At 48.5% G+C, this 23,738-nt stretch carries 27 protein-coding genes; 17 read left to right on the top strand and 10 right to left on the bottom strand.

The window, feature by feature from the left end:
• Nucleotides 1-37: 37 nt before the first annotated feature.
• The 3 genes from ACLHR0_RS21050 to ACLHR0_RS21040 all read left to right on the top strand — a co-directional run bounded on the left by ACLHR0_RS21050 (nt 38) and on the right by ACLHR0_RS21040 (nt 2,399).
• Nucleotides 38-889 (top strand): alpha/beta hydrolase, encoded by an 852-nt coding sequence (locus tag ACLHR0_RS21050; RefSeq protein WP_436489258.1) that lies wholly within the window; start codon nt 38-40, stop codon nt 887-889.
• A 139-nt stretch (nt 890-1,028) separates the two neighbouring features.
• Complete coding sequence (locus ACLHR0_RS21045) at nt 1,029-1,742, top strand: hypothetical protein (protein ID WP_436489256.1); 714 nt, start codon at nt 1,029-1,031, stop codon at nt 1,740-1,742.
• Nucleotides 1,743-1,835: 93 nt separating this feature from the next.
• Nucleotides 1,836-2,399: a hypothetical protein gene (locus ACLHR0_RS21040; protein ID WP_436489255.1), complete on the top strand. Its 564-nt coding sequence runs from the start codon at nt 1,836-1,838 to the stop codon at nt 2,397-2,399.
• Here ACLHR0_RS21040 and ACLHR0_RS21035 read toward each other — a convergent pair.
• On the bottom strand, nt 2,396-3,031 hold the full coding sequence (locus ACLHR0_RS21035; protein WP_436489254.1) for a MarR family winged helix-turn-helix transcriptional regulator: 636 nt from the start codon (nt 3,029-3,031) through the stop codon (nt 2,396-2,398). The genes ACLHR0_RS21040 and ACLHR0_RS21035 overlap by 4 nt on opposite strands.
• 122 nt (nt 3,032-3,153) lie before the next feature.
• On the opposite strand from ACLHR0_RS21035, the gene ACLHR0_RS21030 reads away from it, so the two are divergent.
• Both ACLHR0_RS21030 and ACLHR0_RS21025 read left to right on the top strand, forming a co-directional pair.
• Nucleotides 3,154-3,618, top strand: coding sequence for a hypothetical protein (locus tag ACLHR0_RS21030; RefSeq protein WP_429063484.1), 465 nt, complete (start codon nt 3,154-3,156; stop codon nt 3,616-3,618).
• 14 nt (nt 3,619-3,632) lie between these two features.
• Nucleotides 3,633-4,010 carry a DoxX family protein gene (locus tag ACLHR0_RS21025; RefSeq protein ID WP_436489252.1) on the top strand — a complete coding sequence of 126 codons (378 nt, stop codon included), beginning with the start codon at nt 3,633-3,635 and terminating at the stop codon, nt 4,008-4,010.
• Nucleotides 4,011-4,066: 56 nt separating this feature from the next.
• Here the strand turns inward: ACLHR0_RS21025 and ACLHR0_RS21020 are convergent, their stop codons facing one another.
• Entirely contained in the window at nt 4,067-4,753 is a 687-nt protein-coding gene (locus tag ACLHR0_RS21020) for a type 1 glutamine amidotransferase domain-containing protein (RefSeq protein WP_436489250.1), read from the bottom strand.
• A 203-nt stretch (nt 4,754-4,956) separates the two neighbouring features.
• Between ACLHR0_RS21020 and ACLHR0_RS21015 the strand changes: the two genes are divergently transcribed.
• The 4 genes from ACLHR0_RS21015 (at nt 4,957) to ACLHR0_RS21000 (ending at nt 8,219) form a co-directional block, all read left to right on the top strand.
• Nucleotides 4,957-5,523: a Crp/Fnr family transcriptional regulator gene (locus tag ACLHR0_RS21015; RefSeq protein WP_436489248.1), complete on the top strand. Its 567-nt coding sequence runs from the start codon at nt 4,957-4,959 to the stop codon at nt 5,521-5,523.
• A gap of 71 nt (nt 5,524-5,594) precedes the next feature.
• Nucleotides 5,595-6,032 (top strand): MarR family winged helix-turn-helix transcriptional regulator, encoded by a 438-nt coding sequence (locus tag ACLHR0_RS21010; RefSeq protein WP_429050020.1) that lies wholly within the window; start codon nt 5,595-5,597, stop codon nt 6,030-6,032.
• Nucleotides 6,033-6,047: 15 nt separating this feature from the next.
• A complete protein-coding gene (locus ACLHR0_RS21005) occupies nt 6,048-7,277 on the top strand; it encodes an MFS transporter (protein WP_436489246.1) in 1,230 nt (409 codons plus the stop codon).
• Between the two features lie 36 nt (nt 7,278-7,313).
• Nucleotides 7,314-8,219 carry a hypothetical protein gene (locus tag ACLHR0_RS21000; protein ID WP_436489244.1) on the top strand — a complete coding sequence of 302 codons (906 nt, stop codon included), beginning with the start codon at nt 7,314-7,316 and terminating at the stop codon, nt 8,217-8,219.
• 40 nt (nt 8,220-8,259) lie between these two features.
• Here ACLHR0_RS21000 and ACLHR0_RS20995 read toward each other — a convergent pair whose 3' ends face one another.
• On the bottom strand, nt 8,260-9,714 hold the full coding sequence (locus ACLHR0_RS20995; RefSeq protein WP_436489242.1) for an aminoacyl-histidine dipeptidase: 1,455 nt from the start codon (nt 9,712-9,714) through the stop codon (nt 8,260-8,262).
• 113 nt (nt 9,715-9,827) lie between these two features.
• Here ACLHR0_RS20995 and ACLHR0_RS20990 point away from each other — a divergent pair, with 113 nt between their 5' ends.
• Entirely contained in the window at nt 9,828-10,211 is a 384-nt protein-coding gene (locus ACLHR0_RS20990; RefSeq protein WP_429050032.1) for a response regulator, read from the top strand.
• A gap of 140 nt (nt 10,212-10,351) precedes the next feature.
• Nucleotides 10,352-10,828, top strand: a complete 477-nt coding sequence (locus ACLHR0_RS20985) for a group II truncated hemoglobin (RefSeq protein ID WP_436489240.1) — start codon at nt 10,352-10,354, stop codon at nt 10,826-10,828.
• Here ACLHR0_RS20985 and ACLHR0_RS20980 read toward each other — a convergent pair.
• Genes ACLHR0_RS20980 through ACLHR0_RS20970 form a run of 3 tightly spaced genes read right to left on the bottom strand, consistent with a single transcriptional unit; the run spans nt 10,816 to nt 12,725 of the window.
• Nucleotides 10,816-11,304 (bottom strand): hypothetical protein, encoded by a 489-nt coding sequence (locus tag ACLHR0_RS20980; protein WP_429050036.1) that lies wholly within the window; start codon nt 11,302-11,304, stop codon nt 10,816-10,818. The genes ACLHR0_RS20985 and ACLHR0_RS20980 overlap by 13 nt on opposite strands.
• 44 nt (nt 11,305-11,348) lie before the next feature.
• Nucleotides 11,349-11,978, bottom strand: coding sequence for a class I SAM-dependent methyltransferase (locus ACLHR0_RS20975; RefSeq protein WP_436489238.1), 630 nt, complete (start codon nt 11,976-11,978; stop codon nt 11,349-11,351).
• A gap of 45 nt (nt 11,979-12,023) precedes the next feature.
• A complete protein-coding gene (locus ACLHR0_RS20970) occupies nt 12,024-12,725 on the bottom strand; it encodes a DUF2461 domain-containing protein (protein ID WP_436489236.1) in 702 nt (233 codons plus the stop codon).
• A gap of 168 nt (nt 12,726-12,893) precedes the next feature.
• Here ACLHR0_RS20970 and xth point away from each other — a divergent pair, with 168 nt between their 5' ends.
• The 5 genes from xth (at nt 12,894) to ACLHR0_RS20945 (ending at nt 17,071) form a co-directional block, all read left to right on the top strand.
• Nucleotides 12,894-13,670: an exodeoxyribonuclease III gene (gene xth / locus ACLHR0_RS20965; protein ID WP_429063473.1), complete on the top strand. Its 777-nt coding sequence runs from the start codon at nt 12,894-12,896 to the stop codon at nt 13,668-13,670.
• A gap of 56 nt (nt 13,671-13,726) precedes the next feature.
• The gene (locus ACLHR0_RS20960) at nt 13,727-13,975 is read left to right on the top strand and encodes a DUF4342 domain-containing protein (protein ID WP_370907671.1); all 249 of its coding nucleotides are present in this window, start codon (nt 13,727-13,729) and stop codon (nt 13,973-13,975) included.
• Between the two features lie 82 nt (nt 13,976-14,057).
• Complete coding sequence (locus ACLHR0_RS20955; RefSeq protein WP_436489234.1) at nt 14,058-15,359, top strand: esterase-like activity of phytase family protein; 1,302 nt, start codon at nt 14,058-14,060, stop codon at nt 15,357-15,359.
• A 168-nt stretch (nt 15,360-15,527) separates the two neighbouring features.
• Nucleotides 15,528-16,298, top strand: a complete 771-nt coding sequence (locus ACLHR0_RS20950; protein ID WP_429050044.1) for a carbonic anhydrase family protein — start codon at nt 15,528-15,530, stop codon at nt 16,296-16,298.
• A 23-nt stretch (nt 16,299-16,321) separates the two neighbouring features.
• Nucleotides 16,322-17,071: an AAA family ATPase gene (locus ACLHR0_RS20945; RefSeq protein ID WP_429063470.1), complete on the top strand. Its 750-nt coding sequence runs from the start codon at nt 16,322-16,324 to the stop codon at nt 17,069-17,071.
• Here ACLHR0_RS20945 and ACLHR0_RS20940 read toward each other — a convergent pair.
• Complete coding sequence (locus tag ACLHR0_RS20940; RefSeq protein WP_436489231.1) at nt 17,068-19,314, bottom strand: DUF2961 domain-containing protein; 2,247 nt, start codon at nt 19,312-19,314, stop codon at nt 17,068-17,070. The two genes, ACLHR0_RS20945 and ACLHR0_RS20940, sit on opposite strands and share 4 nt — an antisense overlap.
• Before the next feature lie 34 nt (nt 19,315-19,348).
• On the opposite strand from ACLHR0_RS20940, the gene ACLHR0_RS20935 reads away from it, so the two are divergent.
• Complete coding sequence (locus ACLHR0_RS20935; protein ID WP_370907676.1) at nt 19,349-20,227, top strand: AraC family transcriptional regulator; 879 nt, start codon at nt 19,349-19,351, stop codon at nt 20,225-20,227.
• Here the strand turns inward: ACLHR0_RS20935 and hisD are convergent.
• Genes hisD through ACLHR0_RS20920 form a run of 3 tightly spaced genes read right to left on the bottom strand, consistent with a single transcriptional unit; the run spans nt 20,224 to nt 23,737 of the window.
• Nucleotides 20,224-21,501: a histidinol dehydrogenase gene (gene hisD / locus ACLHR0_RS20930; RefSeq protein ID WP_436489230.1), complete on the bottom strand. Its 1,278-nt coding sequence runs from the start codon at nt 21,499-21,501 to the stop codon at nt 20,224-20,226. The genes ACLHR0_RS20935 and hisD overlap by 4 nt on opposite strands.
• A gap of 4 nt (nt 21,502-21,505) precedes the next feature.
• Nucleotides 21,506-22,555 carry a glycoside hydrolase family 43 protein gene (locus tag ACLHR0_RS20925; protein ID WP_436489228.1) on the bottom strand — a complete coding sequence of 350 codons (1,050 nt, stop codon included), beginning with the start codon at nt 22,553-22,555 and terminating at the stop codon, nt 21,506-21,508.
• A 27-nt stretch (nt 22,556-22,582) separates the two neighbouring features.
• Nucleotides 22,583-23,737 carry a glycoside hydrolase family 172 protein gene (locus tag ACLHR0_RS20920; RefSeq protein ID WP_436489226.1) on the bottom strand — a complete coding sequence of 385 codons (1,155 nt, stop codon included), beginning with the start codon at nt 23,735-23,737 and terminating at the stop codon, nt 22,583-22,585.
• Nucleotide 23,738 lies beyond the last annotated feature (1 nt).

Here is a 23,738-nt window from a genome sequence, read left to right as displayed (position 1 = left end):
ATAAGTGATACTTTAGAATGTATCTAAATTCACAGCCATGACCCGTTATGTTACTCCCGTTATTGTATTGCTGCTAATGGCCGGATGTGCGCCTGTGGCAGACGAGCAAGGCAAAACTGCCGTGATGCGCCTGTATTCAAAAGCGGTGGCTGATTCCTTTTCTATCTTCGTAAACCTTCCGGATGATTACCATCCGGAGCAATCTCAAAAATACCCGGTGGTATACCTCCTGGATGCCAACCTGTATTTTGATGTGATGGCAGTTACCCTGAATAAATATGCCGGAGTAGGATTGGCGCCGAATGTGATTTTAGTGGGTATTGGTTATAAAGATTTTCCGGAGATGGATTCCTTAAGGAACCGGGATGACACCTATCCTGTTGCCATCCCGGAATATGAAATGAGCACCAGTGGCGGCGCCGATAAATTCCTGTCGTTTGTACACAGGGAGCTGATACCGGTGATAGACCGGCAATATCGCACCGATACCACGAAGCGCGTACTGATGGGACATTCGCTGGGCGGTTATTTTACGGCGTATGCGCTTTACCGTGATCTGGCGGGCGCTTCCACCGGTTTCAGCGGGTATATTGCGGCGAGCCCGGCATTACATTATAACCACTACTATTTGCCGGAGCAACTGAAAACAGCGCGGGGAAAGGACAGCATGCGGACGAATGTCAGGGCTTACTTTACATTCGGAGGGCAGGAGGAACCGGAGGCCGGGGATTCCGGGGCGTTATCCCTGCAGATACTGATGGTGCAACTAACGACTTCTATCTCCCCAAAGGTTACTTACCGGGGAGATGTTTATTCCAACCTGGGACATATGGATACGCAGCTGCCTACCTTTATAAAAGGATTACAGTGGATACTGCCATCGGAATAATGAAGCGCTCTTTCAATAAATTAGCGCCTAATTTTTCCCGATTGCGTAAATAATATTCCCTTTTCGCTTACCGGCCGGCCCTCTGCCGGCATAGCTTTGCCGCATTGCAGATGATGCGCCATTTATAAATTAAGATATAATGAAGAAATTCCTGTTTTCTGTTATTTTATGCTGTAGCCTTCAATCACTTTTTGCCCATGCTATCTGGATCGAAACCGTTACTACCGGGAAGATCGGGCAGGCACAGGAAGTGAAAGTTTTCCTGGGAGAATATGCCGATAACGAGCGCGATTCTATTCAGCACTGGTTCAGTAATATGAAAGATTTTACACTGTACCTGGTAAAACCCGACGGACAAAAAGAGAAACTGACCTGTACCGCCAACGGCAATTACTTCACCGCCACCTTTACGCCTGCTGTTGCCGGCACACACCTGTTAGCTATTGATCATACCGTGCAGGAAGTATACAGCGGCAGTAAGATCCATTATTATGCGATGGGGCTGGTGAAAGTCAACAATACTTTAACCGGCGCAGACAACGCAAAAGAACATACGGATTTCTCCATGCTGACGAATCTCAAAAAAGCAAACAAGCTGCATCAGCCGGCCACCGTGCAGTTAAGCTATAAGAAGGCTGTTCCTGCTGCCGGTGAAGTAATCGTACAGTCGCCGGAGGGATGGACTAAGAAATTCAAAGCCGGTCAGGCTGGTGATGTTACTTTTTCACCCGCATGGGCAGGCCGCTACCTGCTGGAAGGTACTTTTACCGAAGAAGCCAGCGGACAACATGAAGGCAAGGATTTTAATAAAGTATGGCACTGCGTTACTTACTGCATGGATGTAGATAAGTAAACGTAAAATGACTCAGAAGGGCTGGCAATTTTTGCCGGCCCTTCCCGTTTTATTTAGAGAATATCCTAATTTCATATCCTCTTAATAAGACCCATGAAACAACTGTTCTGTATAGCGCTTCTTTCCTTTTCCCTGTTTAGTATTCACTGCGGCCGGGGAACCGTGATCCCTCCTTCCTCCCTTCCGGATACGCTGCCCTCCATCACACAGGAAGGTAAAAATACTATTGGCAGCCTGGTAAACGGGAAGGTGTTCATTCCACGCGGAAGTGTAGGCCTGCCCAATCCCTCCGCATATTATGACCCTAGTACCAGGAACGGAAGTTTTAATGTATCCATGACCCGGTTCGACTTCGGCGACTCTGTGCAGCGGAGTTTCCAGATTATCGCCACCAACTTAAATAAAACGGGAACTTATCCTGTTACCACGCCTGCGACGGATGTAGCCTTTGTATATACCCGGCTGCTAATGCGCACCAATACCGGTTGTGAGTATATTGGCATGGATGCGGCAAAGGTGCAGCAGGAAGGACAGCTGGTTATCACGAAGCTGGACACCGAGCAAAAAGTCATTGCCGGCACCTTTACCTGTACGCTGATAACAGCAGGTTGTGATACCGTTCGTATGACCGACGGGCGGTTTGATATGAAGTACTAACCTTTATCCGTTATGATCTCCGCATAGATTTCTTCAAAATCTTTTCCTTTGTGCGATTGCCAGATACCGGCGAATTTTGTTTCCACGCCTTTCAGGAGCTGCACGCATAACTTACGGTCATCATCGGTCATGTCGTGGAACATTACTTCCGCGAGCTGGCTGATCCGCCGCCTGCATTGGATCAGTACTTTCTCTCCTTTGGGCGTTACTTTTAACCGTTTGGAGCGCTTGTCTTCTTTATCGTCATATTCGGTGAGGTAGCCGAGTTTTTTCAGCCGGTTTAACTTATCCGTGCCGGTAGACAGCTCCTGCAACGCCGCGTAGATAGCTTCTGTTTTCCGGGGTTCTTTTAACTGGGCAACCGTATTGAGCAATGAATATTCATCGATTGTGTTGATACCGGTGCCGTCCAGCGCCGCCACCGTGTAAATAGTGTGTAGTTTAAAGATTCTTCCTATTACCCGCATCAAAACGCCTTCGCTTTGTACCGGCAGAAACTTCCCTTCCGGCGGAACCGCTTTCCGTGTTTGTTTGCGTGCCAGGTAATGCCTGCAAAATTCTTCAATGCTGCTTTCCGGATGCTGATCATCAAACGCTCCCCATTCAGTCATCAGTTCTACGGCTTTATTCATACCAGATATTTTATTTCCGAAGCAATAATATAAAAAATACTCCGGATTTTTTGTTTTTACTATATTTCCGTTATACATTTACTTATATTATTTCGATTCTGTCATATAAAAATCATAGTCAGATGTCAACACAGATTATTTTCCAGGGCTTCGTTGTGCTCCACCTCATAGGATTTCTTCTCTTCGCCGGTACTTCGGTAGCGGATTTTGTAGGCTTCCGGCAGTTCTGGAAGCAGTACGACGTGGATAAAAGCAAAGCCGCCACGGTAATGCAGGCCATCTCTGTTTTCCCGGTATTAATGAGAGTGGGAATAGGGCTGATCATTCTTTCCGGCATAGGCATTATGTACATGACGCATGGTGTTTTTGGCGAGCAGTTGTGGTTCCGGGTGAAGTTTGGCCTGGTGATCGTTATTATCCTCAACACCTTCCTTTTCGGACAGCGGCAGAAAAAGCAGTTAAAGAAATCCTTTGAAACATCTGCCGGCACTGTTCAAAAGATCAGGGGCAACATCCGTTTGTTCCACACGATACAATTACTTTTCGTTTTCATCATCATCCTGTTGAGTGTTTACAAATTCAACTGATCAAACTGAACATCATGAAAAAAGATAAAATCATTTACTGGACAGCCACACTTATCCTTACCGGCGTAATGTTATGGAGCGCCTTTAATTTTGCTTTCAATCCTGAAATGAAAGGCGCCTTTGCTCACCTGGGGCTGCCCAACTGGTTCCGGATAGAACTTACCATTGCCAAGGTGCTGGGCTCACTGGCGCTGTTGTTGCCCTTTACGCCGCCGAAGCTCCGGGAGTTCGCCTACTTCGGGTTTGGCATAACCCTGATTTCCGCGGCGGTGGCGCATTTATCAAGCGGCGACAGTGTATTGCTGGAAATAGGTCATACTTCTTTTTTTGTAAGCCTGGTGGTTTCCTATGTTTACTATCACAAACTGCATCCACCCGTGGTGGTTGCCTGATAACAGAAAGCCTTCGGACCGTATATGTCTGAAGGCTTTCTATTACTATTGTTATATTATTTCACGCCCAGGGCTGCGATTACTTTTTCGCCTGTTAACTGTGCGGAAGCAGGGTTCTGCCCGGTGATAAGGTTACCATCGGCTACTGCAAAGGGCTGCCAATCGGCCCCTTTCACATAGTTTGCTCCACGCTCCTTCAACATATCTTCCAAAGAAAAAGGTACTTCAGCGGTGGTTTGTCCGGCTACTTCTTCACTGTTGGTGAATGCCGATACTTTTTTCCCTTTTACCAAAGGCGCGCCATTCTTATCCTTTACATTTTTCAGTGCAGCAGGTGCATGGCATACCAGTGCCACGGGTTTTCCGGCGGCATAAAATGTTTCTATCAGCTGCGTGGAGGTGGCATTATCTGACAGGTCCCACATGGGGCCATGTCCGCCGGGATAAAACACAGCATCATAATCCGCTGCCTGCACGTCTTTCAACAAAACAGTATGATTCAATCTTTCCTGGGCTGCCGGATCATTGAAAAATCTTTTTACTGATGCCGTGCTATAATCGGGTGCGGTGCTTTTTGGATCAATGGGCGCCTTTCCACCTGCGGGTGACGCAATGGTTACCTGGAACCCCTTATCGGTAAACAGGTAGTAGGGTGTGGCAAATTCTTCTATCCAGGTACCGGTTTTATGCCCGGTGCTTTTTACTTCGCTGAAGGAAGTCACCACAATAAGTATTTTTTTCATAGACTGATGATTATTTGTTTTTGTATGCTGGCTATATGCCTGAAAAGCCAGAAAGGGCAACAGTAACAGCAATAAGCCCGTTTTTTTAGTTTTCATTTACCTGATTTTTGCACAAAGTTGGTATTTATAAATATGTTGCAAAAGGAAACAGATCACCATTTAATTGTGATACAGGTCACAGCTTTTATGTTAATTTGTATCTTATGAGTAATGCGCTAAGGCAACATATTGAAGTAATCTCCCCACTCACCGATACGGAATTCGATCATATACAGTCGTACTTCACCGAAAAGAAATTACGTAAGCACCAGTTCCTGGTGCAGGAGGGCAACCTGGTGGGACATGAATATTTTGTGGTAAGCGGCTTGTTAAAAGCGGCATATTTTAATGAAGCCGGTAAGGAGCATATTATCCAGTTCGCGATGGAAAACTGGTGGATCACCGATTACCATGCGTACGTAAACCAAACAACTGCAAAGCTGAACATTGATTGTATTGAAGCATCTACCCTGCTGTGTTTATCTTTCGAAAATAAAAAAAAGCTCTGTGAAGCTTCCCATAAAATGGAGCATTTTTTCCGGGTAAAAGCCACTTCCGGCTATGTGGCGTCACAGCAGCGGATCCTGTCGCTGCTCAACAATGATGCGCAGTCGCGCTACGAACAGTTGCTGGCACAATACCCGGCGCTTTTTCAACGGGTTCCCAAAACATTGATTGCCGCCTATCTTGGCGTATCGCGTGAAACGCTAAGCCGTTTCTCAGGGAAGTAACTATTCCTTTTATTTTCTCCGGAAATAATTTACTATATTTGTAAGGTAAACTTATAACTTTACCTTACTATATGGCTTCCGGAAATCCGCACCAACTTGCCGCACAACTCCGTCCACTTCTTGCCAGGCTGGTGAGAAAGCTGCGAAAGCTATCGCCGGCAAATGAGGAGCTATCGCAGAGTGAGCGTTCTGTGCTGGTATTACTGGACCAGCACGATTACCTGCTGTCGGCAGAACTGGCGGTAATGGAGAAAATGACGCCGCAATCGATGGGACAATTACTCCAGCATCTTTTCCAGCTGAATTTAATCAACAGGACGGCCTCTCCCCACGACAAGCGGAAGATTCATATTTCCTTGTCGGCAGCGGGCAAAGCGCGGATCGAGCGGGTACGGAAAGAGCGGGACGAATGGTTAGGCAAGGCGATCAGCGAGGTTTGCACTAAAGAAGAGCAGGCGATCCTGCTGGCAGCCATCGGGCCTTTATCCAAATTGGTGGAGTACGAATAAAAGCGGGGAACTAACATGAACATCAGCACTTTTAATGCTTTCAAGAGTCGTAATTACCGGTTATATTTCAGTGGTCAGTCCATATCGCTGATAGGCACCTGGATGCAGAAAACTGCGGTCAGCTGGGTGATCTATTCGCAAACACATTCCAAGTTCATGCTGGGGCTCACCCTTTTTGCGAGCATGTTTCCTTCCTTTGTTTTTTCCTTCCTGGGCGGTGTGGCTTCGGACCGGTATAACCGGTACAAGCTGTTGCTGATAACCCAGTTTGCATCTATGTTCCAGGCTGTTTTGTTAACGGTGCTGATTTACTTTAAGCACTACGAGGTGTGGCAGATCATTGGACTAAGCGCTTTCCTGGGGCTCATCAACGCATTTGATGTACCTGCGCGGCAATCGCTGGTATATGAAATGGTGGAGAACAAAGCGGACCTTCCCAATGCGCTGGCGCTGAATTCCTCGATGGTAAATTTGTCGAGGCTCATTGGCCCCGGCATCGCCGGGCTGGCGCTTGAAAAATTCGGAGAAGACATTTGTTTTGGTATAAACGCCATCAGCTTTATTGCCGTAATAGGATCGTTGCTGTGTATGAAGCTGCCCGCTTATACGCCCAAAGTGCGTACTACCAATATGCTGGGAGAGCTGAAAGAAGGGTTTGCCTATATCCGGGCCACTCCGGCTATTTCACTGATATTAGTCACACTGGCTTCCGTGAGCCTGCTGGTATTGCCTTACAGCACGCTGATGCCGGTGTATGCCAAAGATATTTTCAAGGGCAATGCTTCCACCTTTGGAGTGATAGACAGCGCCATCGGGATGGGCGCATTTTGCGGAGCTCTTTTCCTCGCTTCCCTGAAACCAGGGAAAAACCTGCGGAAGATCCTGGCGTTTAACACACTGGTATTCGGCGCAGGACTTGTGTTGTTTTCCCACTCCACCATTTATCCTGTTGCACTGATATTTGCCACCGTAGCTGGTTTTGGCATGATGTCGCAAATCACGATCAGCAATACCCTGATACAGACAACCGTAGACCCTGCGATGCGGGGCCGGGTGATCAGCTTTTATGCGATGGCATTTTTCGGCATGCAGCCACTCGGCGGACTGCTGGTAGGCGCTATTTCCCAATGGATAGGTACCCCAAACACCGTTTTGCTACAAGGCCTGGTAACCATCGTTATTGGCGGGCTCCTTTTCCGGCAACAACGGTTACAACCAGTAACCGCATTGCCGGCGCATGCGTAGAAACCTTATCTTTAAGGCCATATGTTAACCAACCGGATGAAAACAATATTGTTGACCTGCTGCGGACTCCTCCTGTTTGCCGCACTCCGTGCGCAAAATCTCGAAGGCGTATGGAAAGGCTACGCTGCCGCCGAATCACAGGGATGGTTTTATGGCACCGGCAGTTACATTATGGATATAAAACAAACCGCCGCCGGGAAATACACCGGCACTGCCTGGTTTTACGAAACACCGCAATTGTACGGCGAACTAACGGTGACCGGCCAACGAAACGACAGTGCCGATAACTGGCGTTTTGAAGAGATAAAATTCAACCAGCTCACCATCCCCAAAAATCATAGCGCCCGGCTGGCAGTCATGAGCCTGAAATTGTTTGATATTGATGGAGAAACAGTGTTGCAGGGAAGCATGATCAGCTATTCAAAGTACACCGGGAAAGTGCATACGAAGAGGGTGCTGCGGTTATCGAAGCTCAGCGGAGCGAAAATTGCTGCCCTGGAAATTCCCGGCAGCGGGAAAACATTTCCTCCATCGGAGGCTACTCCTCCACCCAAACCAGATACAGTACCACTTGCAGCGAAACCAGCGCCGGAACGGAAAAACCGGGTACAGGGAAGCTATGATATCAGCAGTCCGGGTATAGATATCAGCCTGTATGATTACGGCACCGTTGATCACGATACCGTAACCGTATTTTTCAATGGGGTAAAAGTGGCTGACCGGCAGGAGCTTACCGGCAGCCCGTTGCGCATTCATCTTACAGCAGATAGCACACAGGAATACCAGGAGCTGGTATTACATGCCAATAACCTCGGCGATATTCCGCCCAACACCTCTAAAATGGTTATTTTAACCAGCGACAAGCGCTATGAACTAAAAGTTACTTCTTCAGAAACAGAAAATGCGATGATCCGTTTCCGTTATATGCCGAAGGGAAAGTGATTGCCCGGAAGCGGACAACCACAACATTTATTCTCTACATTTATTTAACCGGTATTTCCCGGAGAATATGCAGCAGGTAATCGTAGAATTTTCCAACGGACGAGATCTGCACCTTTTCATCCGGGGAATGTGCGCCGCGGATGGTAGGCCCGAAAGAAATCATATCCGGGTTGCCCAGGTGTGCGCCCAGGATACCGCATTCGAGGCCGGCATGACAGGCCCCTACGTTAGGCGTGTGGCTGAAATGATCTTTATACAAGGCCAGTAATAACCGGAGTATTGCAGAATCGGCATTGGGTTTCCATCCGGGGTAGTCGCCGCCCTGGTTTATTTCGCAGCCGATGATTTCGAATGCGGCGCTTACGGCAGTGGCTACATCGCTTTTGGTACTTTCCACGCTGCTGCGTTGCAGCGACTGTGTGATAAAAACACCTTCTTTTGCCTGTACCCTGGCGAGGTTGGAGGATGCTTCCACCAGTCCGGCGATATCAGGACTCATGCGGAACACACCGTTGGGCACTGCGTAGATGGCACGCAACAGCTGCGGGAGATAGGCAGGGTCCATTACCAGCGCAGGCATCGCCGTTTCCTTACATTCCAGTACGAAGGAGGGCTCTATGGTTTTATACTCTTCTTTTATAGTGGCTTCAAATTCACTGATAACGTTCATGAACTTATCCTTATCCGCAGCCTGAATAGCCACAATGGCCTGTGATTCGCGGGGGATAGCGTTCCGGAGGCTTCCGCCATCTAAACTGGCCAGCTGAATGTTTACCTGCCCTGCTGCTTTATACAGTAACCGGTTCATCACCTTATTGGCGTTGGCCCTGCCCTTATGAATTTCCATACCGGAGTGGCCGCCCAGTAATCCTTTAATGCTGATTTGAAATGCGATGGCGTTTTTACCTGCGGGCACTTCCTTATAAACGCCTTTTGTATTGGTGTCGATGCCGCCGGCACAACCGATGGTCAGCTCATCTTCCTCCTCTGTATCGAGGTTCAGGAGGATCTTCCCGGAAAAGTTAACGGGGTCCAGTTGCTTCGCGCCGGTCATGCCCGTTTCCTCATCGATGGTAAACATGGCCTCAATAGCGGGGTGCGGGACATCCTTTGCCGCCAGTACCGACATGATAGCCGCTACACCGATGCCATTATCTGCACCCAGTGTGGTACCACGGGCTTTCACCCAGTCGTTGTCCACGTACATATCGATGCCCTGGGTATCAAAGTCAAATACGGTATCGCTGTTTTTCTGATGCACCATATCGAGGTGCGACTGGAGGATAACCGTTTGCCGGTTTTCCATGCCGGGGGTTGCAGGCTTTTTGATGACTACGTTACCGATGGCGTCTTTTGTGGTTTCCAGGCCAAGACGTTTTCCGAAATCCATCATAAAAGCGATCACTCTTTCTTCCTTTTTGGAAGCGCGGGGAACGGCGTTCAGTTCAGCAAAATGCTGCCATAAGTGTTTTGGTGATAAATCTTTTATTTCCATTGAAATATATTAACCGTTGATAAAGGTATTTGTAAAGATAATTCATCCCCGGTTGCTTTGGTACGGTTTTTAAACTTTTATCCCGCGTCAATAATTACATTTAAATTAATTTTATGGAACATAATCTTACGAATACCACGCCCAAACAGAAGCTCCTGATAGTGGAAGATGAAGGGGAAATGTGTTTGCTCATCAATTTATTGCTCGACGGGAAAGAGATGGAGATAGAGCATGTACAAACAATTTCCGATGCTGTGGAATATTTTCAACAGCAGCCACCAGCCATTGTATTGCTGGATAACCGGCTGCCGGATGGGTACGGACTGGACTTTATCAGTTATATCAAGGAAAAATATCCGGCCACCAGGATTATCATGATATCAGGGATGGATGCGGCTGCAAAGGATGTGGCGCTGGCTAACGGTGCAGATCTGTTCCTGGAGAAGCCTTTTAATAAAACAATGCTATACAATTCTATTGAGAAGCTGATGAACTAAAATAATTTCACCCGGTGCTGCTTCATCCCGGCGCCGGGTGAATAACCCCACCTACTTTTTGGTAGGCGCTTGTTTTGCATTGTTACTCCTGCTAACTTGGCTGCTTAATTATTATCTTTAGCATAATCAAGCACCCGGTAATGACTTCAGAGAAAAAAATTCCCACACTATACGAATGGGCCGGCGGTATGCCCGTATTTGAAAAGCTGATGAATGCCTTTTATGAAAAGGTATTGCAGGATGAATTATTAGCGCCCGTATTCCGGCATATGTCGCCTTCACATCAATTGCATGTAGCGCATTTTATTGCGGAAGTTTTCGGCGGACCAAAAATGTACAGTGAAGAAGATGGCTCTCATTTTAAGATGATCCAAAAACACCTCGGGAAACACCTCACTGAGCAACACCGGAAAAGATGGGTGCAACTGCTGATAGAAACGGCCGACACGCTGAACCTCCCGGATGATCCCGAATTCAGGTCTGCTTTTGTGGCGTATATCGAATGGGGAACACGTATAGCCGTAATCAACTCCAGGGAAACGGAAGTGCCCCTGAAGCCGGATGAACCGATGCCGAAGTGGGGATGGGGAGAACCGGGCGGACCTTATATTCCCTGAGGCCGACCCATGCCCTTTTCCCAGTCCTTCCTGATCCTTAGCAGGATCATGAGATAAGGGATATCTACTAACAACCAGAAAATATTCGTGGCCACTACCACGTAGCCCATCATCCCGTGAGCCATACTAATGTAAGAGCTGTAGCACCCCACCAGTATGGAAATCGCCACCGCTACCAGGGATAACAGTATAGCGTACTTCTTCTCCAGCAAAATTAAAAGATTAGGCAGGAACCTTATCAGCGGAAGCAACACGGCAGTGGCAATAGAAAATATTACGGTAAGACTGAATTCATTCAACTTAAATACATCAGGATACCGGATATACCGGAAACAGTTGCCTAACAGCGAATAAATGGAAGAAACCATAAAAACCCAGGCATATATTCTCAGCGCAAGCGGCATTATATCGCGGCGGCGAACGGCTGATTCGCCTGAAAAATCTTTGTCAAAAATGGAGGAAATATCGTTGGTCACAGAGATGATTTAAGCTGTAAGATATTAAATTTCTTCTCAACAGGTTATAGTCCTCCCATGATGATCAGGTCTGTTGTAGTGCTTCCATCAGCGGCGGGGTATTGCTTCCGTTGAAGATCCATTATCTTAAACCCGTTTTCTTTCAAAGCATTCACCAGGTAATCAGCCTGATGATAGTACATATACAGCTCATCGCCCGCACTGGAGCGCTGAATGCCGGATCTGGCATAATCATCTTCCATCGTGCTGATATAAAACACGCCACCCGGCGCCAGTAAGCGGACGGCATCCCCGATCATTTTCACGGCCTCTTCCCGGCTAAGATATGGCAGGCAAAACCCACACATAATCCCCTCGAACAATTTGTTCAGCCGGAGGATGTCCCTGGCATCCATCAGCATAAACTCCGCGGACGGATTATTGCTGCGGGCCAGTTCCAGCATATTGGGCGCCAGGTCTATTCCCAGCACGTGAATGTTTGGCCGCTGCTGCAGCAGGTATTTGGTGATATTGCCGGGACCACAGGCGATCTCTAAAACAGCCGCCTCTTGTTTGGGAATACTGTTGCAGAAAAGATCAAATGAATCGTGGTATAATGCTACGTCCATAAATTTATCCTGGTATTGGACCGCACGTTTATCAAAAACGTTGATGGCCTGCTGTAGCTTGTCCATACCTGAATGTATGAAAATAACAGGCAACTGCCTCAACGAGGGCAATTACTCCGTAAGACCATTGGGATCCATTGTAAGCGCTTCGCTCATGTAATCTAAAAACGGGCGCATGGCTTTAAAGGTCAGGTTTACTTCTTTCAGAAAATCTGCACTCAACACCTCTTTATCAGTGAACTTCCTTACCAGTACAAACTGCTTATGACGCAACAGGTCGATCGCTTCATGATCCGGGGCAAAACCTTTCGGCGCAGTTTTCAACTGTTCTCCCTCCAGTGTTTTAAAATAGGTTTTGAAAGATTTACTGTTGAGGATCTTTCTCAGCGGTGCCGGATCAAACGCGATTTCTTCCCGGATCCGCTTCAGGTCTTCCGGAACGGGACCCCAGAATCCGCCTGCAACGAAGCTGTTGCCTTCTTCTATATGAAAATAATATCCGCCCCTGCGGAATTTGGTGGCGCGCCGGAAGCTCCCGCTCCAATGTGTTTTATAAGGGGTTTTATCGTTGGAAAAACGGGTGTCCCTGTAAATGCGGAACAGGCTCTTTTTCCCGGAGGGCGTTTCTATCAGGTCATGCACCGAAAGTTTGGCCAGCAGTGCTTCTGCAAATTCTTCTACCAGGCCCAGCTCTTGCTGATAAGTTGTTTTGTGGGCATTAAACCAGTCCCTGTTGTTATTCTCTTTTAATTTACTTAAAAAATGAAAGCCCGACTGGTGTATGTGTGGTTGTGATGTATGCTTCTTTGCCATGATGTTCCGTTATTTATAAAACCTGCTACCCCTGTTGATAACAGGTTACAAAAGTAAGTTTTTTCCCTTTGCCGGGGCAAACGGAAACAGATAATTGCCTATATTCACAAAGCACATGGCAGCGTGATTGTGTTGCTAATTACGAACCCAAATGAATAAACAGCATCCATGAAAATAGCCACTTATAATGTTAACGGCGTCAACGGACGTCTCCCGGTATTACTTCGCTGGTTAAAGGAAACGGCGCCTGATGTGGCCTGTTTACAGGAATTAAAAGCACCTCCTGAAAAATTTCCGGAGCAGGCTATCCGCGATGCGGGTTACTCCCCCATCTGGCACGGACAAAAAAGCTGGAACGGCGTAGCCATCCTTTCCCGGATAGGTGAACCCAAAGAAATAAGAAGAGCGCTCCCCGGAGATCCCGAGGATATCCACAGCCGTTATATAGAAGCCGAAATTAATAACGTTACCATTGGTTGTCTTTATTTACCAAACGGCAACCCCGCTCCCGGTCCTAAGTTCGATTATAAGCTGAGCTGGTTCAAACGCCTCACGGCGCATGCCAAAGAGCTGCTGGCGGCCAAAACACCGGTGGTACTGACAGGCGACTATAACGTAATGCCCACGGAACAGGATGTATACAAACCGGAACGTTGGGTGGATGATGCCCTCTTCCGCCCCGAAACGCGCGAAGCATTCAGGAACCTGAGGGATCAGGGCTGGACTGATGCCATCCGGAAACTATACCCTGATGAAAAGATCTATACCTTCTGGGATTATTTCCGTAATGCATATGGCCGCGATGCAGGCCTGCGTATCGATCACTTTTTACTGAGCCCGCAACTGGATAGCCGTCTCGTTGCCGGTGGCGTGGACCGCCATGTGCGCGGTTGGGAAAAGAGCAGTGATCATGCGCCGGTGTGGATAGAGCTGACAGATGTATGAACATCACCGTTATCCCACCAAATATTAGTACCTTAAAAGACAAATACCTGTAGACTATGACCACAAAAGAAACTTTCACCCTCCACGGCGAAAACCTCTTAAAAAAGATCAAAGAGCTGATTGCTGAAGGGAATGTACGGAAGATTACCATTACAGATAAAGAAGGAAAGGAGCTGATGACTTTCCCGCTAACCATTGGCGTAGTGGGTGCATTACTGGCGCCCGTTTTTGCAGCAGTTGGCGCACTGGCGGCACTGATCGGCGAGTGCAGCATTACCGTAGAAAGAGAACCCAAAAAGGAATAGCAATTTCACGATTTGATAATATTGCGGTAACATAGTCTTCATACGGAAAGGGCACATTTGCGCCTTAAACGTATCAACCACTATGACTGTAGTACGCTACTTTGCTCCATTAGGATTTGTGTTCCTTTTTGCCTGTCAGAAAAACGACACCCCTCCTGATAACAACAATACGTCTTATCCTGCCAAAGCCACCCTGGCTGGTGCTGTAGTAATGACCACCAACATGGCCGGTGTGAAAGTTTACAATGGCGGTTATGGATCTTCTATTGCAAACGTGCCCGGGCAGCCTGGTTATTTTTACCTGATGACCGACCGCGGTCCGAATGCGGACGGTATCATCAAGGACTCCAAAGTATTTGCCGTACCGGGGTTTAATCCACAGATCGGAAAATTCAAGCTGAATGGCGACTCGCTCGTACTGGTAGAAACCATTCATATCAAATCTGCTGCAAACGTACCCGTAACGGGGCTTCCCAATCCTGCAGGATCAGGCGGTACCGGGGAAACGGCGTTGGATAAGGATGGCAAAACACTTCCTGTAGATGCAGAAGGCATAGACTGTGAAGGGCTTACGGTAGCAGCTGACGGTACTTTCTGGTTGAGTGACGAATACGGTCCGCACCTGGTGCATCTCGACAGAAGCGGCAAAACACTGGAAAGGATCAATCCTTTTGGTACAGGCACCGGCGGCAGGAAGATCCCTAAAGTATTTGCGATGCGCCGCGCCAATCGTGGCATGGAAGGGCTTACCATTACCCCTGACGGCAAAACACTGGTAGGCATTATGCAGTCGCCCTTATACAATCCTACCAAAGATGCGGTGAAAAACTCCCTGTTTACCCGCATCCTCACCTATGATATCGCCTCCGGTCAAACTAAGCAATACCTCTATAAACTGGAAAACAAAAATACCGCTAACAGCGAAATCACCGTGATCAGCAATAGTACCTTCCTGGTGCTGGAGCGCGACGGTGAATTCCCCGGCGATCCGGTTAAACCATCGCTGATCAAAAGAATCTATAAAATCGACCTTTCGGCAGCTACTGATATTTCTGATGCCGGCGACGGCGCGGGCGGCAAGCTGGTGAATGGCAAAACAGTAGAAGTGCTGACCGATGAAGAACTGCAGGCTGCAGGCATCAAAACCGTTTCCAAATCGCTGGTGGTTGACCTGTTGAAAGATATCGCCGGTTACCCGCATGATAAACCGGAAGGTATTGTACTGGTGAACAGCACTACCCTGGCAGTGAGCAACGACGATGACTTTGGCATCGTTCCCCCCGATCCGGTAGACAATACCTATATCCAGAAAATACTGCCGCTTACCGGCAAAACAGATTTTAATACTGTTTATTTTATTAAACTGGTTACACCATTGTTTTAAACGATACATTACCATAACCTGCAACGCCTGCGCCAAGCGCGGGCGTTGTACTTTTATACAAGGCTGTGATCATTATTCGCTTATCTTTCCGGAAAATAAAACAATGTTATTTGCCGGATTGTTAGCTTATACATGCCAAGCATTCCGTTAATCATCTAAAAAAAAATTATGAAGATACCTGCAAAATTATCTGTTATCATGCTCCTCTTGTTGGTATACGCCTGTGGCAACCCGGGCAACGAAAAAGGGTTACAACAAGGCAGCGATACCAGCAGTACAAAAAAGGAGGTTGCTATAGACAGCACCGATGTGTTGGAAAATAAAGTACTGTCGTCCAACGAACAGCAGTCATTGACGCCGGAAAGAGTGCTTGATATTTTAAAAGAGGGAAATGAGGACTTTGTAAATGACCGCTTAACGGTCAGGAATACTTCTTCCAGGGTAAGGGCAGCGGCATTGAGCCAGTTTCCTAAGGCGGTGATTCTGTCGTGCCTGGATTCAAGGGTACCCGTGGAAGATGTTTTTCACAGGGGGATCGGCGATGTGTTTGTGGCGCGTGTGGCGGGGAATATTGTGAATGAAGATATGCTGGGCAGTATTGAATACGGTTGCAAAGTATCCGGTGCAAAGGTAATCCTGGTATTGGGCCACGAGCATTGCGGCGCGATTAAGTCGGCCATCGATAATGTAAAACTGGGCAATATAACCGCGCTGCTGTCAAAAATACGGCCGGCAGTTACCAGCATCAAAGAATTTAAAGGAGATATGAACAGCAAAAATGAGTCGTATGTACATGCCGTTTGCGAGCAAAATGTAAGGCTAACGGTAGAGAATATACGTAAAAATAGCCCTATTATTGCAGAAATGGAAAAAAAGAAGCAACTGATCATTACAGGCGGCGTTTACGATATGAACAGCGGAAAGGTTACTTTCTTTTAACAACTACACTAACAGGCAAGGCTATGCTTACACAAAGGGGATTAACGGCCATTACACTCAACAGGGACAAGATCACCACACCGGGGGAATATCCTTTCAACATACCCGCGTTAAAAAACTTTTCAACCCTGCAGCTGCATCCGAAGGTTACCTACCTTTCCGGTGAAAACGGCATGGGAAAATCCACCCTGATAGAGGCCATTGCGGTGGCCTGTGGTTTTAACCCCGAAGGCGGATCATTGAACTTCACATTTTCCACGCGTGCTTCCCATTCCGTGTTACATCAGTACATCCGGGTAGCCAGGGCGGCAGTGCGCGCAAAGGATGGCTTTTTCCTGCGAGGGGAGAGTTTTTTCAACGTGGGTACCAACATTGAAGAACTGGACCGGGAAGGCATGGGCCGGCGGGTGATTGACAGTTACGGCGGCGTGTCCCTGCACGAGCAATCACATGGGGAGGCGTTCTGGTCTTTGCTGGTGCATCGCTTTTCCGGTAATGGCCTGTATATACTGGATGAACCGGAAGCCGCGCTTTCCCCTACGCGGCAAATGGCCATGCTCACAAGAATGCACCAGCTGATCGGGCAGCAGTCGCAGTTTATCATTGCCACGCATTCCCCTATTGTAATGGCTTACCCCGATGCCCTTATTTACCAGCTGACAGAAAACGGGATCCAAAAAACCAGTTATACCGCCACAGAAAATTATAAGATCTCTCACCAGTTTATCAATAATTACAAGAACATGGTGAAAATCCTGCTGGAAGATGTTTAATCTTTAAAATCAGGCACCACATAGCTATAGGCGGTATAACGCAGTTCACTCCATGCGTTTTTCCCCGGGAATTTAAATCCCGGGTATAGTTCCTGTTCTACCGGTACAAATACGATCCTTACCCTGATGCGGCTGCGTCCTTTTGTAAGGGCGGCCGGAACCAGCCATTCATCATCGCGGAAGCGGCGGTTACTGGTTTGCACTTCGTACACCCTTTTATCCAGTTCTTTTGGCGGATTGCTATGCATGCAGGTATTGGCGCCGGCCAGGTACCAGGTGCCGGCGGGCTTCCATTTAAGATGGGTGGTGTCTCCGTTGTCGTCTGCGATATATATTGCCGCCTTTTGATTAGGGTGACTGTAATCCAGTGTACGCCGCAGCAGCACACCAACGTTGGTGGGATCGAGGCGGATGGTGAATTCCGACACCCCGGTGGTATAACGGCCATCTTCTGTGTGTACGGGGTAGATTTCCTTTCTGCCCTGTCCTTTAATGATAAGCGAATCAACACCCAGTTCGTAACGGGAAACAATGGATTCTACCGGAGATGCCTGCAGGGAATAATAGCCATGTTGTTGTTCACTGCCCGGATCACCGATATCCAGTTCATCTGTTTTTATCAAAGAGGGGGCGGGCAGTCCATACCAGTAGGTAACAGATTCATAGTGTTCGGTAGAGCGATTGTCCACACCATGTTCCAGCTGGATGCGGGCATTGCGTCCAAAGGGCATGAGATCAGCGAGGAGGAAACGGTATGCCGAGTGGATGAGGTCTTTTTTATCTTTTGCCTGCTCCTTCCGGGCTACGCCGCAGGGATGCCCGGCAAGTGGAAGCGACATATTCCTCCCGCCCCAGTAATCGCCGCCACCACCCCACTCTTCCGTACCGGTGCCCTGAGCCTGCGGCGTTTGGCTGTCGTCGAAGAAAAAACGCGGGTCTCCCTCCAGCGTGCCAAGATCGCCGCTATGTGTAAAAATAAAAGAGGTGCCAACAAAATTGCCTGACCATTCGGATTTGCCTTCCATTCCACGTGTATCCAGCAACGTTAGATCTTCTCCCAATTCCGGTGATGGAAAATTGCGGTAGGTAGCATGGAAATAGCTGCTGAATGCGGGCCGCAATTGCTGTTGCTGGTAGCGAATCTCATAGTTAATGAAAGTCTCCCCGGGTGTGATACCAGCCAGTTCAAACTTTGCTGCCTTGAAGAATGGCATCGGATAGTAGCAGGCCAGCACTACATTTTGCCGGATACTATCATAGCGGATATTGATAGGAAAGCCTTTTACAAGGTATTCCCGGGCGCCCGCGTTGTGCAGGGTACCTGCGCCAAAGAACAGGCTGAGCGGCGCATCTATAGAAGGCAGGGAGGCATCGTCCCAGGTAACCAACAGGCGGAGTCTTTCCAGTTTTTCCGCGTCTGCAAGCGGAATAATGAATTTAAGGGCCCTTACTACCGCCATACCACGTATATCCGTCAACGTTACCTTTTCCTGGTTGAGCGCTACCGTTCCCTGGCTGGTTGGTATATGTACCGGTGCAATATCCTGCCCTGCTTTACTGAGCAGCGCTACTACGTCTTTGTCGGGTGCTTTTTCTATATCCCAGCTGTTGATGCGTTGTGAAAGATTGCGGGGGTTGGCAAACAACTGGTAAATGTAGTATCCTGTGCCGTAGTGTGTGCGGGAATACGCGATGCGCAGGGATTCCCGGAATGGAATAGGGGTCCAGATGAGGTCTGCTCCTTTGGTGTCGCCCCAGGTCCAGGCCAGCGGGCGGGGAAACGGCGCAGCCGGGATGAAGGCGCTTGCTTTAATGTTCCGGAGGGCATTTACAGGATCTTCGGTAGCCGTTTCTTTTATGGTATGTTTCTGTCCGTCCGTAGTGAAATGCCAGGGACTTCCGTGCCAGTGGTTGGTACGAAAAAAATAAAGTATACCCGTTCCCGTTACATCCAATGTAACGTTATCCGTTTCGCCGTTCATGAAAAGATAGTGGCTGGCGTCGGCCGCTTCATTACTGCCGGAGCGGTCGTAGGTGCTTCTCATATAAGTTCGCATTCCGAACCGTTGGGAAGGCCATTTGTCCCACATCCGGTATGCATCGGCGCCGGCAGGTATCACGGGGAGGCGCTGGGCCTGAAGCGGCAGCACGGATTTACAGAGGACAAGCACCAGCAGGCAGGTATACCGTAAATACGTTGTCACGCATGATTTCAGCGGGTGTATGTGTTTTGCAACTATCATAAATTGTATTAGCTTCATTATATAATTCCGTTGTATGAAACCGATTCTGCGTAAGGTTGACACCGGCCATAACTATTCGTTCAGCATCCGGGAAGACATCTACCCTTACCTTTATAATCACTGGCATTACCACCCGGAAATTGAACTTACGCTGATCCGCAAGGGCAGCGGTATGCGGCTGGTGGGCGACAGTATGGAAAGATTTGAAGATGGCGACCTGGTGCTGCTGGGCAGTGAACTTCCGCACATGTGGCGGAGCGATGCCATTTACTTCCAGGATCAACCCGGGTTGCAGATAGAAGCCATTGCCATACATTTCGGGGACCACTTCTGGGGCGCCGGTTTCCTTGACCTGCCGGAACTGACAGCAATAAAAGAACTGCTTGCAAAAGCCAGGCACGGCATCCGGATTCATGGCGTTACCCGTGAACTGATCAGCCGGGAAATGGAGAACATCCTCAAAGCCGGGCAGGTACAAAGGATCACCTCCCTGCTCAACATACTGGACACCATCGCCGGTTCAAAAGACTGTACCCTGCTGTCGAGCATTGGTTTTGCCAGTTCCTACAACATCATCAACACCGATAACATCAACAAGATCTATCATTATACCTTCAATAACTTCCGTAACAAAATCACCCTCAAAGAAGTGGCTGCGGCGGCCAACGTAAGCCCTAATTCCTTTTGCCGGTATTTCAAATCCAGGACACTGAAAACGTACTGGCAGTTTTTAATGGAAGTACGCATTGGCTATGCCTGTAAACTGTTGATAGAAAACAACCTGCCTATGTCGCAGGTAGGCTATACCTGTGGATTCAACAACCTCTCCAATTTCAACCGGCAGTTCAAACTGCTCACACACAAAACGCCGCTGCAATACCAGAAGGTATACGTGCAGGCCAAAACGGGCTAGTTTTTTCCATAACGCTTTACGCGCAGGGCAGCCTGTGCTTTATGTCCTGCAAATCCTTCCAGTTCACACAGCCGCATGGCATATTCACCAATCATAGCGCTGGCTTCCGGCGTGCAACGCTGATAGGTACAATTCTTCAGGAACTTACCTACCCATAGTCCGCCGGTATACTTTGCCGCTTTACGGGTAGGCAGTGTATGATTGGTACCAATCACTTTGTCGCCGTAAGCTACATTGGTTTCAGGACCAAGGAACAAGGCGCCGTAGTTGGTCATTTTTTCAAGGAATACACCGGGGTTGCGGGTGAGCACTTCCACATGTTCACTGGCCAGTTCGTCTGCTACGGCGATGGCTTCTGCTTCGTCTTTTACCAATATCACGGCACCATTATTTTCCCAGGCCACCCTGGCGATGTCTGCAGTGGAAAGAAAGGTGAGCTGTCTTTCTATCTCCACCAGGGTTTCACGGGCCAGCTGTTCAGAAGTGGTGATGAGCACACCCGGAGAGGTGGGGCCATGTTCTGCCTGCCCTAATAAGTCGCAGGCCACCATTTCCGCATCGGCGGTTTCATCTGCAATCACCAGTACTTCCGTAGGACCGGCAAACAGGTCGATGCCTACCCTACCATAGAGTTGCCGTTTGGCTTCTGCTACATAGGCATTTCCCGGCCCTACAATCATGTCCACCGGGGTGATGGACCCGGTGCCTATTGCCATGGCGCACAGTGCAGGCACGCCGCCTAAAATGTAGATTTCATCGGCTCCTGCAAGGTGCATGGCACAAACAGTGGCTTCCGGCACCTGGCCGTTGATCGGTGGTGTGCAGGCGATGACCCGTTTTACGCCGGCTACTTTTGCGGTGAGGATACTCATGTGCGAAGAGGCCACCATCGGGTATCTCCCACCGGGAATATAACACCCTACGCTGTTGACCGGGATATTTTTATGCCCCAGGAAGATGCCCGGCAGTGTTTCTATTTCGATATCAAGGATGGAAGCGCGTTGCTGCTCCGCAAAAAAACGGATCTGCTGTTGCGCAAACTGGATATCGCGGATCACCTGGTCCGGTGTGCGTGCTATAATCTCCCGGATAGCTTCTGCCGATAACAGGAAAGCAGGTGGCGACCAGCGATCCAGGGAAGCGGAATACTTCACCACGGCAGCGTCGCCGTGCTGTTCTATCTCACTGATCATTTTCTCTACCGTTTCCTTTACCCGGGCATCGGTAGCTTTTAATGCCGCTTCGCTCTTCCCTTCTTTTAAAAAAACAGCCATAGTATTATTCCCCTGAGGGCTTTTTGAGTTTATAATAAGGATTAAGGGCTTCCCCAAAATCGGGAGTGCCATCGGCGCGCCAGGTAAACGGCTGGATACGCGGACTCCGTGCGCCGCCGCAGCCCTGGCCGGCATGAGGATTTGCATGATAAATGATCCAGTCTTCTTTTCCGTCTTTCGATTTGAAGAAGCCATTGTGACCGGGACCAAATACGGTGTTGATAACGCTCTTCGTGAACACCGGCTGGCCGGCTTTGGTCCAGTGTGCAGGATTGAGCGGATCACCGTCTTTCTTCAGGCGCAGCATACCGAGTGCATAGTCATCTGTGCCGCAACTGCTGGCAGAGTAGATCAGTATGATCTGTCCATCAGGGCCTTTCAGTATTTCCGGGCCTTCATTTACCGGTGAACCGTGTTTTTCCCAGTCATAATCCGGCATGGAAATCTGTACCCTGCCTGTTTTGAGGGTCCAGGGATTTTCCATTTCGGCGATGTAAATGCGTTGGGTGATATCTTTCCCGGAGATCTGGCCGCTCCAGATAAAATAATTTTTGTTGTTGTAAGTCAGCACCGTACCATCGATAGAAAAAAAATCGGCCTGCGGATCGCCTATTTTTCCCTTGTCTTTCCAAACACCCTCCAATGGTTCCGCGGCCTCATTTTCCAGTACAAACAAACGCTGCGTAGCCAGGTCGGATGTAGCGCCGGCTGTATAATACAGGTACCATTTGCCTTGCAGGCGATGCAGTTCCGGCGCCCAGATATTTTTTGAATTAGCGCCGGTGGCAGGAGGCGTCCATACCACTTTGGGAATGGCATTTCTCAATTCCGACATGGCGGCGGTTTTACGGATGGTAATATTTCCGCCATTGGTACAAAGGAAGTAATAAGCATTGCCGTTTTTATACACCCAGGGATCCGCGCCGCCATCCAGCAGCGGATTGGAGAAGGTGGTATCCGCGGGCGCCGGTGGCGGCGCCACGGTGGAGTCTTTTGCTTTGCCCGTACAAGACATACTAAAAAGCAGCAGTAATAACCAGGATATATTTTTCATTTAGTGAGATGTATGATGATGAAATAGTTAGTTCCATAACTTCGGATCCTTGCCCCTGTTTTTCCGCCACTCATTGCGCCAGCGGTGGATATCGTATGAGTTGATCGCGGGCATGGGCTTTCGGGCTTTGGCATCCGGGATGTCCGGTACCGGCAACGCTTCCTTTGTGTACCAATAGGCTACACTGGCAAGATCGAGTGTCATCTCGTTATTATGACCATGTTCGATGGTAAACTTCAGCGACTTATTAAAATAGATAGGATCGGTGATGTGAAAGCGATAAAGATGCGTGCGGCCAAGTGTACCGATATCGTTGTTCACCCTTGCATACCCGAAATACGGGTGCATATATAATACTTTGGGGCCCCAGGCGGTATTAAAATAATCTTCCGTACCGGTACCATTGAGGGACGGTATTGTTTCTCCATCTATAAAAATCATATCATCCCCTTCTCCATACCATAAAGGTGTGGGCGATTGCACATAGTAATTTACGCCGACGAAATGCCCTTCGCCTTTGATATCTGCTATTACATAATTATTGCGGCCATCGGTATTTTGCCCTTCGGGGCCAAAGATCCAATGCTCGTTTTCTATGCTATCCTGCGATCCCATGAGCTGTTTATTGTACCAGGCATGAAAGCGGCCGGTATTGGCGGGCAGTTTGGGCATTTCCACATAGTCCACGCAAAAATAAAAAGGTTGTATTTCCGTGCCCGACTGGTTCTCTATTTCTATTCTTGCCCCGTTGGAAAAAGGCATTGCAAAATAGCTCACCAGGCTGGTACCATCCATTGGTGCAGCGGCCAGTGGCAATGATGTAAAAGGGTAAGATTCGTTCCAGCCTTGTCCGAAAAAGGGACCGATGGGCGATATCACGGAAGGATATGGTTTCCCGTCCCAATACATGCGGATGATCACATCGTTGCGGCTCAGTTTATCCGGGGCGGGCCACATCGTGATCCAGATATGATTAATAATGCCGGCGCCTTTGATATCCACAAGGGTCCTTTTACCGCCGTTTTCAATGTGTTGCAGGTTGTCGTTCGGACCACCGGCCTTGTCGTAACTGCTGATCCGTTTTGTGGTTACATGCTCTTTGATGAGTGTGAGACCGGCGAGGTCCTGCGCCTGTAAACCAGTGAATGATATCATGAGTAATAAAAAGACAAAATGTTTCATG

Source organism: Chitinophaga sp. ARDCPP14, assembly GCF_051362515.1.
Lineage (GTDB): Bacteria > Bacteroidota > Bacteroidia > Chitinophagales > Chitinophagaceae > Chitinophaga.
This window is presented reverse-complemented; position numbering and strand designations above follow the sequence as displayed.